General features: G+C 43.7%; 10 protein-coding genes. 7 read left to right on the forward strand and 3 right to left on the reverse strand.

Annotated elements, in window-relative coordinates; translation table 11 throughout:
• Nucleotides 1–2907 (reverse strand): helix-turn-helix and ligand-binding sensor domain-containing protein, encoded by a 2907-nt coding sequence (locus OGH69_RS03835; RefSeq protein ID WP_265173127.1) that lies wholly within the window; start codon nt 2905–2907, stop codon nt 1–3.
• Between the two features lie 552 nt (nt 2908–3459).
• Here OGH69_RS03835 and OGH69_RS03840 point away from each other — a divergent pair.
• From OGH69_RS03840 to OGH69_RS03870, 7 genes are all read left to right on the forward strand, one after another.
• Complete coding sequence (locus tag OGH69_RS03840) at nt 3460–6588, forward strand: SusC/RagA family TonB-linked outer membrane protein (RefSeq protein ID WP_265173128.1); 3129 nt, start codon at nt 3460–3462, stop codon at nt 6586–6588.
• A gap of 17 nt (nt 6589–6605) precedes the next feature.
• Complete coding sequence (locus tag OGH69_RS03845; RefSeq protein WP_265173129.1) at nt 6606–8108, forward strand: RagB/SusD family nutrient uptake outer membrane protein; 1503 nt, start codon at nt 6606–6608, stop codon at nt 8106–8108.
• 10 nt (nt 8109–8118) lie between these two features.
• A complete protein-coding gene (locus OGH69_RS03850; RefSeq protein ID WP_265173130.1) occupies nt 8119–9021 on the forward strand; it encodes a hypothetical protein in 903 nt (300 codons plus the stop codon).
• A gap of 117 nt (nt 9022–9138) precedes the next feature.
• Nucleotides 9139–10584, forward strand: a complete 1446-nt coding sequence (locus OGH69_RS03855) for a glycoside hydrolase family 30 protein (protein WP_265173131.1) — start codon at nt 9139–9141, stop codon at nt 10582–10584.
• Nucleotides 10585–10593: 9 nt separating this feature from the next.
• Nucleotides 10594–13854 (forward strand): carbohydrate-binding protein, encoded by a 3261-nt coding sequence (locus OGH69_RS03860; RefSeq protein ID WP_265173132.1) that lies wholly within the window; start codon nt 10594–10596, stop codon nt 13852–13854.
• Nucleotides 13851–14540, forward strand: a complete 690-nt coding sequence (locus OGH69_RS03865) for a hypothetical protein (RefSeq protein ID WP_265173133.1) — start codon at nt 13851–13853, stop codon at nt 14538–14540. The genes OGH69_RS03860 and OGH69_RS03865 overlap by 4 nt, the downstream gene beginning before the upstream one ends.
• A 501-nt stretch (nt 14541–15041) precedes the next feature.
• Nucleotides 15042–15545 carry a hypothetical protein gene (locus OGH69_RS03870; RefSeq protein ID WP_265173134.1) on the forward strand — a complete coding sequence of 168 codons (504 nt, stop codon included), beginning with the start codon at nt 15042–15044 and terminating at the stop codon, nt 15543–15545.
• A gap of 17 nt (nt 15546–15562) precedes the next feature.
• On the opposite strand, the gene OGH69_RS03875 is transcribed toward OGH69_RS03870, so the two are convergent.
• On the reverse strand, nt 15563–16444 hold the full coding sequence (locus OGH69_RS03875) for a winged helix-turn-helix domain-containing protein (protein ID WP_265173135.1): 882 nt from the start codon (nt 16442–16444) through the stop codon (nt 15563–15565).
• A 61-nt stretch (nt 16445–16505) separates the two neighbouring features.
• Complete coding sequence (locus OGH69_RS03880) at nt 16506–17393, reverse strand: hypothetical protein (protein WP_265173136.1); 888 nt, start codon at nt 17391–17393, stop codon at nt 16506–16508.
• Nucleotides 17394–17452: the final 59 nt, after the last annotated feature.

Genomic DNA, 17452 nt, shown 5'->3' on the forward strand with positions numbered 1-17452 from the left:
TTAAATACTCATCAGGAAGCCCGTTAAGTTGTCTTTTCGGGTAAGTTCCAGCTTTTTGCGCAGCCTGTAGCGTGCCAGTTCCACACCGCCGTCGGATATGTTCATGATCTCTGCAATTTCCTTGGTCGACATATTCATGAGTAGGTATGTTGCAAGGTCCATTTCGCGCGGGGTGATGGCCGGGAATTTTTCCTTGAGGCGCTTAAGGAAGTCGAAATGCACGTTACGGATGTGCTTTTCAAGGTTATTCCAGCTTTTGTCGCTGCTTATCTCTTTCGCAATGGTTTTGTGCAGCTTTCCGAAACGTGCCTTGGAACTTTCGTCCATAGTTTCAGGATCAATATCCTTTAGCTTTTGGATAATATCGTTGAGCACTTTATTCTTTTTTACAACCTGCAGCGAGTTGTTTACAAGTTCCTTGTCCTTGGTAAGGATTTTTACGCGCAACTGCTCGTTTTTAAGTCGTTCAATCTCTTTCTCGAGTTCGTACTGCTCTTCTTTTATACGCGTTTCCTTTTCAAGGTATAGCCTTCGTTGCTCTATGGTCTCGTAGTATTTGTTTTTGCGGATTTTGATCCTCATGTTTCTTCGGATATAGAAGAACCCGAATGCAATAATAAGTACGTAGGCCAAATAAGCGAGCGGATGGCGATAGACAGGGGGAGAAACGGCGAAGCCAAGAGTTACAGGGTCCGACTCCACACCGTAACTGTTAATTACTTTTACCTGCATTTCGTAATCGCCTTCACGCAGGTTGGTATATTCTTTTACGGGTACTGTTGTCCATGCGCTCCATTTATCATCAAACCCTTTGAGTTTGTACGAGAATTTTATGTTCTCCGGATTGTCATAAACAGGTGATGAAAAGGTGAACTTTACATTATTGTGCTTGTAGGCAATGTCAATTTTCTCAAAACGGTCCATGTTACCCGTTGTTAGTGTATCGCCGGGATATGAAAAGCTCCTTATGAAGGCTTTTGGCTTGGCCGTGCTTATGTATTGCAGTTGGGGATCATAATGTGCCAATCCTTCGGTAAGGCCGATGAAAATGTTGGAATTATCAATGGCATTTATCGATTCGAAATAGTAAACGAGATCCCCTGTTAAGGTTGAGAATGGCGAAAGAACATTCCTGTAGCTGCCACCGGGTTCTTTTATCAGCATTCCCATGGATGAATCGCCATAAAAGTAGCAAATGTTCCCTATTTTGTCTTCAAAGCAGTTCCTGATTTTTGGCAGGTTTTTAAAGAGGGCCGACATCTTTTCATCTTCAATAAAGGTATCTGCCGATTGTGAATATCTAAAGAACCGGTTATCGGTTTGGAAATAAACCGTATTATTTATTTGCTGCACGCTGGTGATGCCTTTTAAGCCTTTACTGAGATTATCGTGTGTTACAATGACGCTAAAGCGCCTGAGGTCGCTTGTGAGTTTCATTTGATAAGCCACCGCATCGCGGATGAGCCAGATGTTCTTGCCGTCGGTGGTAAATTTGGCATCCGACATATTGAGGCCCTCAATTTGATTGCGAAATTTCCATCCGGCAGGGGTTTTTTCAAAAATTGCAAAGCCATGATAGTTGGCTCCTATCAGGTATCCGGGCATGCCGGGCATTTCTTTCAGGCCCAGATAGCCCCTGTCGTCAATGAATTTTCCCGCTTTGCCATCGCTAATGGTAAAAATTCCCCTGTTATGAAGGCAAAAAAGTTCGCCGTCAACATACTGAAGGTTCCAGGCCTGGCCCGTGGTCCCGTGCACAAAGCGGAAAGATTCCTCTTTAAATACCTTGGTCCAGTCGTGGTAAAAAACCCCCTGATTAGTGGCTACATAAAGGTGATTTTGAAAGAGGAGGGAAGAATATACCGTACTGAGGTCGTAACTGGAACCAAGGAATGTGAAAGGAGAGTTTTCGTTGATGAAGGCAATGCCGTTATCCAGTCCCAGCCACAGATTATTGTTGGAATCAACAAATGAAGTAAGCGCTGTATTGTTTTGAAGGCCTTTCTTATTATTGATGTGCTGTACGATTTTGCCCTGTAAATCGCAAATAATTACCCCATCAAGTACTGAGTTCAGGACAATGAAATTATCGCCAAGCAACTTACCACCCAATGAATTGTTTTTTAGGACAAAAGCATTAGCCTCGGTACTCCAGGGTTGAACACTATTGTTTTCATATACATACAAACCACGATCCATTGTAATTATCAGCAGCTTTTGTTGAGAAAGACGGAGCATTCCCCAAATTTCGGTGTTGTTAAATACCTTCGTGCCGGAGAGGGGAACAAGGTTACCATTACGGTATTCCATCAGGCCGGAAGAAATGTCCTGGAAATAAAGCTTATCGTCCACAACAAATGAAAACTGGAAACGGTTTGGTGCTTCGAGAATAGTGAGTTTGTTGTCTTTATATACGTAAGCACGGTTGAACGTCTGAAAAAAGACAGCACCTTTATATATATGTATCTTCCATACAAAGTCCATGAATTTTTTAGTGTTCCGGCTTAAGAGGCTTGAAACAGAGTGATAAACAAGATTTCCTTTTTTGTCAGTATCATAATAGCCAAACTCGTTGTTTCCACCCACATATATTCTCCCTGACCCGGATACTTTCATTGAGCGTATCGTATTGTTCGGGATGGCCGTCCTGCTCCACGAAGTTCCGTTAAACTGCAAAAGCCCGGCAGTATTGGCGAAATAAAGGTTGCCTTTCTTGTCCTGCCCAATGTCCCAGTTCTGTGCACCGCCGTTATAATCGGATTTTTTATAGTTTAGAATCCGTGGTAGCCCTATATGTTTAACCTGTGCATAGCAGTTGAGCTGAAAAATAACCAGCCCAAGAAAATACACAAGACTTATTGCAGGAATATTTGAAAAAGGATGGGATGTTTTATTTGGAGTGGGCATCTGCTTGTCTTAAATTTTGATAAAAATAAAGCTATTTTTTTTAAGTCCAAACGGCACAGCCTTTTCAAGTATTTTAATGCAACTATTACGTTGTAATTTGCTCTAGTTCGACGAAATTTAAATATGAAACGAAGTTTATTCTTACAAAAATCATAAAATAAAGACTTTAAATGATATTAGATAGTGTGTAATTATGTGCTAAGTAGTCAAAAACCATCTCAGAATTGTTTGAAAAAATGTAAAATTTGGTTAATATCGGAGAATATTATTGTATATAATATGTTAAAATATGAATTATACTAACTTAACTACCACGTTGTAGCCAAAAACAGCCTTTGTAGGGTTTTTTTTAAAAATGTTAATATATTGATAACATAAAAAGTTATAATTATATATTTGATAATCAAAATTTTATATAAAAAATGATGTGTTTTTATATAGTTGTTTTTTTTGGTTGATGGGTTTTTGTAGAGATTTTTAGATGCTAAAACAATAAAATTTTCAGTAATATTGCGTGTAATCAACAATTAACCCACCCAAATTTTGACGAGTATGAAATTATTAAAATTACGATTTTTTTATTTTTTGTGTTTGTTATGTACCCTTACGGCCTGGGCGCAGGATACTGCGCAGGTTACAGGTACTGTAACTGACGAAACCGGATTACCGGTTCCTGGTGCTTCTATACTTGAAAAAGGTACAAGTAACGGTACAATGACAGACATCGATGGTAAGTTTACCATCAACGTAGCCCCAACGGCTACCCTGCAGATATCCTTTATCGGATATGCAACACAGGAAATTGCCGTAAACGGGCAAACAACTATTAACGTTTCTATGGCTCCGGGCACTGAAGAGCTTGAAGAAGTTGTTGTGGTAGGTTACGGTACGCAAAAGAAAAGCGTTGTAACCGGCGCAATTTCCCAGGTAAAAGCAGAGCAACTTGAAAACCTTCCCCTTACAAGGGTTGAACAATCGCTGCAAGGTCGTACATCGGGAGTTTTGATTGCTGCCAATGCAGGCCAGCCAGGATCATCGGCAACGGTGCGTGTCCGTGGTGTAACTTCTTTCAACGGTGATAGTAACAATCCGCTATGGGTTGTAGATGGTATCATTGTGGATAATGGAGGAATAGGTTTTCTTAACCAGGCCGACATTGCATCCATAGAGGTGCTTAAAGATGCGGCATCACAGGCTATCTACGGTGCCAGGGCTGGTGCCGGTGTTATCCTTATTACAACTAAAAAGGGTAAAGCAGGAAAGATGCAGGTTAACTATAACGGTTTTGCAGGAGTGCAAAAGGCATCAAGAAAACTCGATTTATTAAATGCCCGCCAGTATGCGACATTAAGGAATGAAGCATACGCTAATGGCTATACAAGTGGCAACTTCCAATTGCCTTTTCCGAATGCTTCTGAACTTGGAAGAGGTACTGACTGGCAGGATATTATCTTTAGCGACAGTGCACAAAGGTCACAACATGAACTTAGTGTGAGCGGAGGTAACGACAAGTCTACTTTCTATCTTTCTTTCGGATTGGTTGAACAGGAAGGTATCGTTATGCCGCAAATTTCAAACTATACCCGTAAGAACATCAGGCTTAACTCTGAGCATAAAGTGAATAGCTGGCTTACAGTAGGGCAGACTGTTGGTTTCTCAAGGGAAAAAAACATCGGTATAGGTAATACCAATAATGAATATGGAGGGCCGCTGATTTCGGCTGTTAGCCTTGACCCTACAACTCCGGCAATAGTAACTGACCCATCTACGCAGCCTAATGCAGGTGAATACCTTAATAATCCTTACGCTGTAAGGGATGAAAATGGTAATTATTATGGAATATCGTCAAATGTTGCACAGGAAATGACAAACCCACTTGCTTATGCTAAAGTACGTGAAGGTAATTTTGGCTGGGCAGATAACTTTGTAGGTAATGCGTTTGCTGAGATTAAGCCGATTGAAGGCCTTAGGATTAGGACCACTGTAGGTGGTAAAATGGCCTATTGGGGTAGTGAAAGTTTTACTCCGATAAGTTACCTCAATGCTAATAACAATACATTGAGAAATAGTATGTATAGGGAAACCAGGAAAGGTTTTGGCTGGAACATCGAAAACACTATTTCTTATGCAAAGCTTATAGGCGCACATAATTTCTCTGTACTTTTAGGACAAGCCGCTTATGTAGATGACATCAGCAGCGGACACGGTACTACATATCAAAACCTTCCGGTTAATACAGCTGCAGAGGCATCATTCAATTGGCCGGTAGCCCCTGAAGACCAAATAGGTTGGGCTTCTACAGGTAATGAGCACGTAGTTACATCACTTTTTGCCAGGGTTACCTACGATTATAAAGAAAAATACCTCTTCAACGGTATTATCCGTCGCGATGGTTCATCACGCTTTGGTGACAATAACAAATATGGTGTGTTCCCGTCATTCTCAGCAGGGTGGGTGCTTACTAAAGAAGATTTTTGGAAAGATACAAAAGTGCTAAACCAGTTCAAGCTCCGCGGTGGTTATGGTGTAACAGGTAACGATAACATCGGTAACTTCCGTTACCTTTCACTTGTAGGCGGCGGCCGTAACTACACTATTGGAGACCAGGGATCGGTGGTTGTTGGTAACAGCCCGGACGCACCGGCTAACCCTGACCTTAAGTGGGAGGAAACCGCAATGACCAACATTGGTTTTGATGCTGTCATATTCCAGGATTTTAACCTCACGGTGGAGTGGTATAAAAAGAAAACTACTGGTATACTTCAGGGTGTAAGGCTTCCTGGCTATGTGGGTGCAACAGGCGAGCCTGCAGGTAACGTTGCCGATATGCAGAATACGGGTATCGAGATCGAGCTTGGCTACAGCAAAAAGATTGGTGACCTTAACCTTTCTGTAAACGGTAACTTTTCAACACTTAAAAACAAAGTGCTATCAGTTGGCCCGGACAGGGAATTTAACTCAGGACCTGGCATACAGTCGGCAGGGCCTATCACAAGATCTGAGGTTGGCCACAGCATCAATGAATTCTATGGTTATGTAACCGATGGAATTTTCCAAAACCAGGCACAAATTGATGCTTATACGGGTGCTGACGGTACACTTATTCAGCCTTTGGCTACTCCTGGAGACTTCAAATTTAAAGACCTTAATGGTGACGGTATGATCAACGATCTTGACAGGAAGTTCCTTGGAAACCCACTGCCGGATTGCTCTTTTGGTATTACTCTAAACCTTGATTATAAAGGATTCGACCTTATGGCTTTTGGCCAGGGTGTTGCAGGAAACCAGATTTTCCAGGCAACACGTAGGCTTGATATACCAACATCAAACTGGCAAACAAATGCCCTTAACCGTTGGACAGGCGAAGGTACTTCAAACACATATCCTAAACTTTCATCTGGAGACCCTAACGGTAACTTCAGCAAGCCTTCATCATTCTACCTTCAGGATGGCGATTATTTCAGGTTGAAAGTACTTCAGATAGGTTACTCATTACCGCAAAATATCATTGAAACTGTAGGGCTTTCTAAATTCAGGGTATACCTCCAATCAGAAAACCTTGTTACCTTTACAAAATATACAGGCTTCGACCCTGAAATTGGAGGTGATGTAATGGGTATCGACAGAGGGTACTATCCACAGGCTCAGTCATTTATGTTGGGATGTAATCTGCAATTTTAATTAAAAAAATGATGAAAATGAAACTTAGAAGTGTAAAATTATCAATTGCAATGCTTGTCGCAATATCAACATTTACGGCATGCAGCGAAGAATTTCTGGAGGTGGATCCAAAGGGTACCAACCTTGAGCAGAACTATTACCGAAATGAAACAGATGCATATTCTGCACTGGTAGCAACATATGACCTGATGAGAAAGCAATCAGGCGGATTTGAGAACATGATTGCCATGCTTAACGCTGGTTCAGACGACTTCTATGCCGGCGGAGGTAACTCTTCGGATGGCGCAGGAATCCAGTCATTCTCAAATTATACCATTAATGCCACTACTATTCCTGGAAGTTTTTGGAGTGATTTCTATCAGGGAGTATTCAGGGCTAATGTCCTTCTGGAAAAACTCCCGGGCATACCAATGGATGAGGTTAAAAAAGCCCGATTTACTGCTGAGGCAAAAACATTGCGTGCTTATTACTATTTCCAGCTGGTTACAATGTTTAAGAATATTCCGCTGTATACAACAAACCTTCTTCCTTCTGAATATTATTCCAAAACTCAGGCTGATCCTGCGGAGGTATATGCACAGATTGAATTAGACTTAACTGAGGCCATCCCGAACCTGCCGATGACACTGGACCTTGCAACTGAAGCAGGACGTATATCTCAGGGCGCGGGTAAAGCAATACTGGGCAAGGTATACCTGTACCAAAACAAAATGCCACAGGCAGCGGCCGTATTAGCAGAAGTAAACGGTACGCCGGGTGCTACGAGTCCTTATGGCTACAGGCTGTTGGATAACTACAACGACCTTTGGGTAGTTGACAATAAATTTAATACGGAATCCATCCTTGAAGTATCACATACCAAATCCAGCCGTGCCGGATGGGGTAACTGGGGTTCAGGATCTGATGAAGGAAACACGCTTAACGTAATGGTGGGACCACGTGGCTATGGAGCTTCTGGTGCACCTGCTTATCAGGCAGGATGGAGTTTTAACCCTGTTACTCAAAGTCTTTATAATGCTCTTCAGGGGGATCCAAGATTTGATGCAACCATCCTTGATATGACAGCTCTGGTAGCTGCCGGACAGGCGTCATACGAGCCAGGATATATGGATACAGGTTATTTCCTTAAAAAGTTCATGCCGACTGATGCCGACCTTTCAGACGAGCCGGGTGATGCCGTACTTAACTACAGGCAGAATACTTACGCTATCCGTCTTGCGGATACTTACCTAATGGAAGCTGAAGCGCTGGGCGGTACAGGTGCAAGGGCACAAGCATTGTTAGATGCAGTTCGTGACAGGGTAGGTTTGGATCCGGTGCCTGTATCTATGCAGGCAATATGGAACGAGCGCAGGCTGGAGCTTGCAGGTGAAGGACACCGTTGGCTTGATCTTGTGCGCACAGGCAGGGCTGCGACAATACTTGCACCAAGAGGTTTCGTAGCCGGGAAAAACGAAATATGGCCAATACCATTAAGGGAACTTGAAAACACTATGATTGAACAAAATCCAGAGTATTAATAAGACAACTATGAAGATAAGTAATTTAATAAAAAATGGTTTTTATACTCTTGCAGTTATTGCAATGGGTATGATTACCGGATGTTCACCGGAGGAGGAAACCAATGGGAACCCTTTGACAATGGCCGACATGGATGCAGCCTTTACGGCAACAACGCCTGAAGGTAATGCTTATACATTTACCGGTTCCGACGATCCAAATATCCACTACCATACATGGAAATTTACTTACGACGGGCCGTACGAAGATGAAGTTGATGAGCTTGAAGAATCAAGGACTCAGGAAAATGTAAAGCAGATAACGTTTATTTATCCCGGCACTTATACAGTACAACATAGGGTTGTAGGTAAGGTTGGCGGTACAAATTTCGTATCTCAACAAGTTTTTGAGGTTACAGACTTGTTTCTTGGCCCCAATATTGTTGTGAGCCCTAATTTTGAAGATGCCTCTGATTGGACAACTTTTAATACCAGTGGCACACAAACGGTTACATGGTCGTTTAATGCAGGAAGCGCTACTGCCAATGGCGGCGTTGCCAACGCATGGAGCGGACAGGGAATTTACCAGGCTGTTCAGGTGGAAGCCGGCACCTATCTTGTAGACATGCATGTTGAAGGGCCGGGAGGCAACGACCAGATGTGGTTTCAGGTATTTACAGGTGCTACGCAGCCGGTAAATGGATCGGATTATGGTAGTGATCCCGAAGCTATTTTGGGGCTAAATACCTGGGCTGGTTGCGGTATTGCACCATTTAACGGCATGCTCTCATCAGTAGGTTGTGTTGGGTCCGGATCGCAGGTTGAATTCAATCAGGCGGGTACTATTTATCTTGTAATAAAAACAGGTACAGGATCTAATAACGGTGTTAAAAATATTACCGTTTCAGGTGTTTCAATGCGTAAATTGCCATAAAGAGTTTTTGGGTTAGTTACAAATAGCCTGTGATCTTATTGCAAGAAAACAGGCTATTTTTTTAAATATCTCCTTAAAAACAGCAATTGATTCAATTGCAAAATTCCAAAAAATATAATGAAAAACAGATTATTAGGCTTGAGCCTGCTATCATTACTGTCTTTTTCAGCGCTGGGACAACAAGCGAAAAATTCGTATCCGGCAGTGGGAAACACAGTAAAAGTATATACAACAGCCGAAAAAACGCAGCTGCGCCTTTCACAATCGGCCGATCTCACCTTTACAGATTCAAAGCAGCCATTGGAGACAGAATTCTCTGTATTTGTAGAACCTGACAAAACCTTCCAGACAATCTTGGGAATCGGTGGTGCCATAACCGATGCCAGCGCAGAAGTATTTGCCAAGTTGAGTCCCGAAAAGCAAAAAGAATTTTTGAATGCTTATTTCAGTTCCGACGGGATTGGTTATTCCATTATCAGGACCCATATCCACAGTTGCGATTTTAGCAGTGGCAGCTATACTTATATAAAAGAAGGTGATAAGAGTCTCAAGTCTTTTAATATTGACCATGATAAAAAATATCGCATCCCTCTAATAAAGCAGGCCATGAATGTTGCGGAAAACAAAATTACTTTCTACGTAAGTCCGTGGAGTCCGCCAGCATTTATGAAAGATAGTAAAAATATGCTGAGAGGTGGAAAACTGCTTCCTGAATACTACCAAACATGGGCTGACTATTATGTAAAGTTCATCAAAGCCTATGAAAAAGAAGGAATGCCTGTATGGGGGCTTACCATACAGAATGAACCAATGGCAACCCAAACTTGGGAATCTTGTATTTACACTGCCGAGGAGGAACGTGACTTCCTTAAAAATTACCTTGGGCCAACGATAAAGAAAGAGCTTGGGGATAAAAAAATTATTGTTTGGGATCATAACCGCGACCTGATGGTACAGCGGGCAAACACCATATTTGGTGATCCTGAAGCATCAAAATATGCATGGGGAATGGGTTACCACTGGTATGAAACCTGGGCCGGGGGCAAACCAATGTTCCAAAATCTGCAAAAAGTATCGGAAGCTTATCCTGATAAACACCTTATTTTTACGGAAGGCTGTGTAGAGAAATTCGATCCTGCCCGTTACCAGTATTGGCCAAACGGCGAACGCTATGGCGAACAGATGATAAATGACTTTAATAACGGCATGGAAGGCTGGACCGACTGGAATATTCTCCTTGATGAAAAAGGCGGGCCTAATCATGTTGGAAATTTCTGTTTTGCACCAGTACATGTTGATACTAAAACAGGTGAGATAATCTATACACCTTCATATTATTATATAGGGCACTTTTCGAAATTCGTTCAGCCGGAAGCAAAACGGGTGAGTACTGCAGCAAGCAGAAGTCAGTTGCAAAGCACATCTTTTGTGAATAGCAATGGAAGGTTGGTAACTGTAGTGATGAACAATAGTGACGAAAAAATCAAGTACAACCTGATTGTTGGTTCTGCAAAAGCAGTTGCTGAAATTCCCGCGCATGCGATACAAACATTAATTTACTAATAGTAACCAATGAAACAGCTATATAAAATCCTTTTATTGGTATTATCGTTCTCAGCGTTCGGTCAGGGCTACCTGCATCAAAACGGGCAGAACATAGTGGACGGCAACGGCAACAACGTCCTGCTTCGCGGGATGGGGCTTGGCGGATGGATGGTACAGGAAGGCTATATGCTACAGACGGATGCCTTTGCGGGCACCCAATGGCAGATACGCGAAAAAATAACTCAGCTTATAGGAGAAGCTAATGCTGAAACTTTTTACCAGGCATATCGTAATAATGGCATTACTAAGCGGGATATCGATTCCTTGAAGGCATGGGGTTTTAACTCCGTGCGCCTCCCAATGCACTATAACTTGTACACGCTGCCGATAGAGCAGGAGCCGGTGGCAGGGCAAAACACGTGGCTTGAAGAAGGATTTCAACGTACTGACCAGCTTTTGGAATGGTGCGAACAAAATCAAATTTACCTTATTCTCGACATGCATGCCGCACCGGGCGGGCAGGGTAAGGATGCGAATATTTCCGACTATAACCCTGCTAAGCCTTCACTATGGGAAAGTGAAGCGAACAAGCAAAAGCTTATTGCACTTTGGGCAAAGCTCGCTGAAAGGTATAAGAATGAACCCTGGATAGGGGGCTACGACCTGATAAACGAACCCAACTGGGCCTTTACCGGCAGCAACCAAAACGGTTGCGACGAAAACTCAAATGCACCTTTACGCACATTATATGTCGCTATAACAAATGCCATTCGTGCGGTAGATACTAACCATATCATCATAATCGAAGGAAATTGCTGGGGTAATAACTATAATGGAATGTTTCCGCTTTGGGACACAAATATGACCCTTAGTTTTCACAAATATTGGAACGCTAACACAGTAGGAGCCATACAGGGGATCCTGAATTTGAGGACGCAGCACAACGTCCCACTTTGGCTAGGTGAGAGTGGTGAGAACTCCAATGTTTGGTTCAGGGATGCAATATCCCTTGTTGAGTCGCTCAATATTGGATGGGCATGGTGGCCGCTGAAGAAGATAGGCAGCATAGCAGGCCCTGCGGCTGTGACCAAAACAGCTCAATACCAGCAATTGCTTGATTATTGGTCTAACGGTGGTACGCAGCCTTCTCAGGAATTTGCATTTAATGCCCTTATGCAGATTGCAGAGAATTATAAAATGCAGAATGTTACCACTAAGCCGGACGTTATTGATGCAATGTTCCGCCAGATACAAACCACAGAAACTGTGAAATATAAGACTCACAATCTTCCGGGCAAAGTTTACGCTACAGAGTATGACCTTGGTCCGCACCTGTATGCCTACCATGACACCGATATTGCCAACTACAGGACCGATACCGGCACATTTACCGCTTGGAACAACGGATGGGCCATGCGTAATGACGGTGTTGACATCCAGGAATCAAATGATACAGGGAACGGTTTCCATGTAAGCCATATTGTGGGGGGCGAATGGCTGCTATACACACTTACCCAGCAAAACCAGACTGCGTATGATATTGACATCCGATATTCAGGTATGGGTGGCGCAATCCATTTGGAAGATGCAAACGGAAGGATATCCGAAAGGATCAATCTGCCTTCTACGGGTTCGTATACTACATGGTCTACAGTCACACTTACCGATGTGCTGCTTCAGGCAGGTGAAAATAAAGTGAAAGTATATTTCGATGCAGGTTCCTTTAACCTGAACTTCGTTGAATTTAAAAACCCGACCACTTCTGCGCAGGCTGACTTTAAAGTGATTGATGCAGCTACCAATGTCCTTGGCGATAAGATTAATGTGGTTTTCAATAAGCATTTACAGTCTGGCATCGACCTTGCTTCAAGTGGACTTACCTTGAAAGTGAATGGCAATGCCGTTACCATTAGCTCTATCGTTATGGGTACGGTGGCAAACAGCTTTGTGATTATTCCTGCTACAGCAATCAATCCGTCAGATGTGGTCACGTTTACTTATGCCGGAAGCAACCTCATTGCGGTAGATACTACTGTACATGCTGCCTTTACAGATAAGCCTGTCAGCAACCGAATAGGCAACCTCCAGCAAATATCGGGGGTTATCCAGGCGGAAAGTTTCTATGCTAACAGTGGCCTTGAACTCGAAAACACCACTGATGCAGGAGGTGGCCAAAATATAGGCTATACCGATGCAGGCGATTACCTCGAATACCTTGTAAATATTAGCCAGGCGGGTAACTACAGGATTGAGTACCGACGCTCAGGCGAAAGCCAGACAGGTGGCCTTAAGCTACAGCTGATCAATGAAAATACACAGGACATACACACCGTTACCATGACACCGACCGGTGGATGGCAGAACTGGCAGACACTCGCTACTGATGCAACACTTCCTGCCGGGCGTTATTTCCTGAGGCTGGTAGTAACAGCACCGGGCTTTAACCTGAACTGGGTAAAATTCTCTTTCCAGGCTCCGGATTCCGATAACGATGGTGTCCCTGACACGATTGACCAATGCCCGGGTACACCTGCAGGCACAGTAGTAGATTTCAATGGCTGCACGCTGTTCACCCTGCCTTCAAACAACTTTGCCTTGCAGGTAACGAGCGAAACATGCCGTACATCCAACAACGGAAGCATTGCAATTACAGCAGCGGCCAACCACAACTATGTGGCCACGCTAACGGGTACTGCAAACCAAACGGCCAATTTTACCACAACAACCTCTTTCAGTAATCTGGCGGCAGGTGAATACAAAGTGTGCATTACCCTTCCGGAGGCACCGGCCTTCAGCCAATGCTTTGACGTGGTGGTTACCGAACCGGGCGACCTTTCGGTACTGCAAAGGGTAGCGGCTGACAATTATACGGTGAATCTTGAATTGGAAGGCGGAAGCCACTACACCATAAACCTTAACGGTATGGTATATGAAACTTCGGCTAATTCTATTACCCTAGACCTTAAAGGCGGCGAGAATAATCTTGAAATAAAGACGGACAAGGAGTGCCAGGGTGTTTACAGGAAGACCATAATGATGGATAACAGCCTGCGTGTTTACCCGAATCCTGTTAGCGGCAACGACTTACATGTACTGATCCCCGAAGTTAAGAATGGCATTATATATGCGGAGCTGTTCTCTACACTGGGCAAGAGGGTGATTGCGGGCAATTATACTACGCAGGACAAAGTATTCACCGTAGATACAGGTTCGCTCGCGGCAGGTATTTATGTCATGAAGGTAGTAGCCGGAATGCAGGCGTATAACATTAAAATTGTAAAAGAATGAGAAAGATACTGATAGCATTAACGGCATCGTTATTTGCATTGGCAGGGTGTTCAAGCGATGGAGATGGCAATGGAGGTGGCAGTAATACCCAGGCCGCTGTGCCGTCTTTCCCTGAGAATAACTCGGAATGTACTACGGGTGTTGAAGTATCGGCTACCCAAAGCAGGGTTACATTTCAATGGAGTGCTGCACCTGATACTGAGACCTATTTTGTGTACGTAAAAAACCTCACGACCCAAAATTTGCTACAATACAGTGCGGGTGGCAACCTGTCGCTTGAGGTAATACTTGATAAAGGTACTCCTTACTCATGGTATGTAAACGCTAACAAATCTAATGGTTCTACAGTAAGGAGCGACATCTGGAAGTTTTATAATGCCGGTAATGGCATAACCAACTATGCACCTTTTCCGGCCGAGGTAGTGGCACCTGCCATGAGCGCAACAGTTCACGGACCGACTGTTACCCTGCAATGGGACGGCAGCGACCTGGATAACGATATTGTAGATTATAAAGTATACCTGGATACCAACACCAACCCGACTACACTGAAAGGCACCGTAACTACAGAATCACTGCCTAACGTGGCTGTGGTATCAGGTGGTACCTATTATTGGAAAGTGGTCACTACCGATGAGGCAGGCAACGTTACCTCTTCACCGGTATACCAGTTTAAAGTGTTTTGATACATTTTTATTGTTTTTGTGATTCGGAGGCTGTCAAACGACAGCCTCTGTTTTTATATGATGAAAGATGATTATGACAAAGAGTAAATCTTTAAATTGCAACCATCACTAATAACTATTTAAAAATGCTGAAGGTATACTCTGTCTTGTTCCGGATTGTACTAGTGCTGTTTGTTGTGTTCATGTTCGCAGCGCAAATGGCAGTAGGCGTTGCGGGACACAATCAAGGATGGGGCTTTGCCGAATACCTCCTCTTGGCGTATTCGGTCCTTACATTTGCGGCACTTTGGGCATTTGCCGTAATCGCTTCGGGGAATGCAAAACAGGTTCTGCGTTATATTACCATAGTGTTGTCTGGCATTGGAACAGTGTCCTTTCTGTTTTCCTTATTATGACCATCGTGAACGAAGGCTTCATCCCCGGGTTTGTGATTGCGGGCCTGTTGGTTGTTTGGATAAGCATCATGCTGACGTATTCATTGATAAAAGACAAACCGAAAACATGAAAAGACTACCGATATTAGTGATGTTTCTCTTCCTGTTATCATGCCGGGAAGACCGTGTTCTGTTGAGACAGGCCGTCACCATAGATTCGATAGCCGTGATTCATTACAATTCTGATGTGGAAGGATGCGGATTGTTTTGGGACGGCATTGAATATTATGTAACCCTGCCCTATGCCCTGAAAGGCGATACCCTTTATCTGAAGTCAGCGTACAGGGTTGTGCCCTTGGAAGACCGTTCTTTTGAGCTTCCACGCCGCCACTATTGCCTTCAATACCGCGAAACAGAACTTCCGCCCAATCCTGAATGGCAAGTAACAATTAATGAAGATTTGCTTCAATTTAAGACGATTGCCTTGTTAGATTATAAGGAGAACCTTATCGATTCCCTTATCATTAAGCCTAATACCGTAATAAGGCTGTACCTGAATGGAAAACCTGCACAACTGAATGATTCAATAATGCAAAGTATTGAATCATTTATAAATTCACAGCGAGAGTAGCTGTGATTACTCTTTTATCAGCCAACCTCCAACTTGTACCCTTTGCCCCGCACCACAACAATGCTGATATCCGGGTCTGCTTCCAGTTTTTTGCGGAGTTTTGAAATGAACATGTCCAGGCTGCGGCCCACGATGACCCCTTCATCTTCCCATATTTCCTTTTGCAGGCGGCTGCGCTCTATCGTTTGGTTGGGCGATTGCGCAAAAATGAGCAGTAGGCGGGCTTCGGTTGTGGTCAGGTCTATCGTGTTTCCGTCAATTAAGAGCTGCCGTTGCTGCACGTAGAATGATGTGTTGCCTAAATCCAGTGTACCGGCAGGCTTTTCGCCGGGTGGGGTTTTCTTTGGCTTACGTCTGAAAAGAATAAACCCGGTCAATGCCAAAACCGGCAGGCCGCCCAAAATGTATCCTGCCATTGCATTGTTGCTCTCAGGCTTGAATTTGATGTTGATGACATAACAGGCCTTTGGCTGTCGTCTCCCTTTGCAGGGCACAACGTCCTCTTTTTTATTTTCCGACAAGGTATATGCATACGCTATGGCAGGGCTGTCGCAACTCAGTACGCTTACCGTATAATCTGTCGCAGCTGTGTCTGCAGCCAGTACACGCCGGCTTATGTCTACAAGCGAATCGGGTACAAAGCCAAAATCCTTCTCAAAGCGTATCCGGTATTCATTTTCGGACATCTTTTCTACCGGTAACACCCGGGAGGTACTGTCCCCCGATTGCAGCAGCAGTTCGTGCGCAATTTTGCGGAGCAAAACTTCCCTTTTGGACAGGTCAAAATCGTTACCGTCCCCATTATTGAAAGCCATAAGCACGGCAACGGCAAGCATGCATATCATTACGATATACAGATAGGTGTGCTTCCGGGAAAAGAGGTTTCGGGTGCTTAACATGCTGTTTGCGTATTATTTACAAAGGTTGCGATTTATTTGCAAAACCATCCCGTTCAGGCCGCTATTTAAATTCAAAATAGTTCCACGGTTCGTAGTAGTCGTAAATGTTGCCGCATTTTACCATATAGTCATTGCCGTATTGCCATTGGGCAGCAATGTATTTCCCAAAATTGCCGAAGATATCTTTCGGTGTAGCATCGGGGAACACGACAAGATTTTGATGCTCGGGGTCATAAGTACCGAATTTCCTGAGCTCCGGGATCCATATCAGCAGGCCTTCGCTTTGGTACAGGTCATTTTCCCGCACCAGGTCGATACCTGTAAAGCGGTACATCTGCTCGTCATTGCCTTTGTTGGGGTCTGCATTAAAAAAATCTTTCGTAATGGCGGTATGTTCATCATCAGCCCAAAACTCCACTTCGATAGTTTTGAGGTTAGATGCCGCCCTTAGCTCAATCATCGTGGGCCCTTCCTGCCCGCCTTCGATGGACTTGAACAGGTTGGCCGGGACGGAGAGGTATTCGAGCATCTCCTGCGGGAAGCCATAATTTTCAGGGTTTACAGGATTGTCCGTAGAAGTATCGCTGAATGAAATATCCCATCCTGCTTTTTTAGGGTTCAGCTTTTTGGTTTTTATGCCGTTCATGGCAAGCAACGCCTTTTTGATTTCGCTTTCGCTCATCCTTTCGGTTTTGAGGCTGAGCTTATACTTGCGTTCGGTATATTCTTCAAATCCTTCGAACTCAAAATCCGGGTTGCCGAAGTTGTCCACTTCATCTATCATCCCGGAAACATCAAGCTTCAGGTGCTTGCGCACGCACTCTAAAACAAATTCATCTGTAAAGGTTGGCCTTTCGGCATAATTCTCATAGCGTTTGTCCCAATACCAGTTGTGCGTTTTTCCGTTGATCTTAAAGTCAACCCAAACTCGCAAATTCAATACTTTCATAGCCATTTTATTACAATGCTAAAAGTATTGTTTTTATTTGGTTCGGGTAAAATCTTACA

It is taken from the genome of Flavobacterium sp. MFBS3-15, assembly GCF_026107645.2.
Taxonomy (GTDB): Bacteria; Bacteroidota; Bacteroidia; order Flavobacteriales; family Flavobacteriaceae; genus Flavobacterium.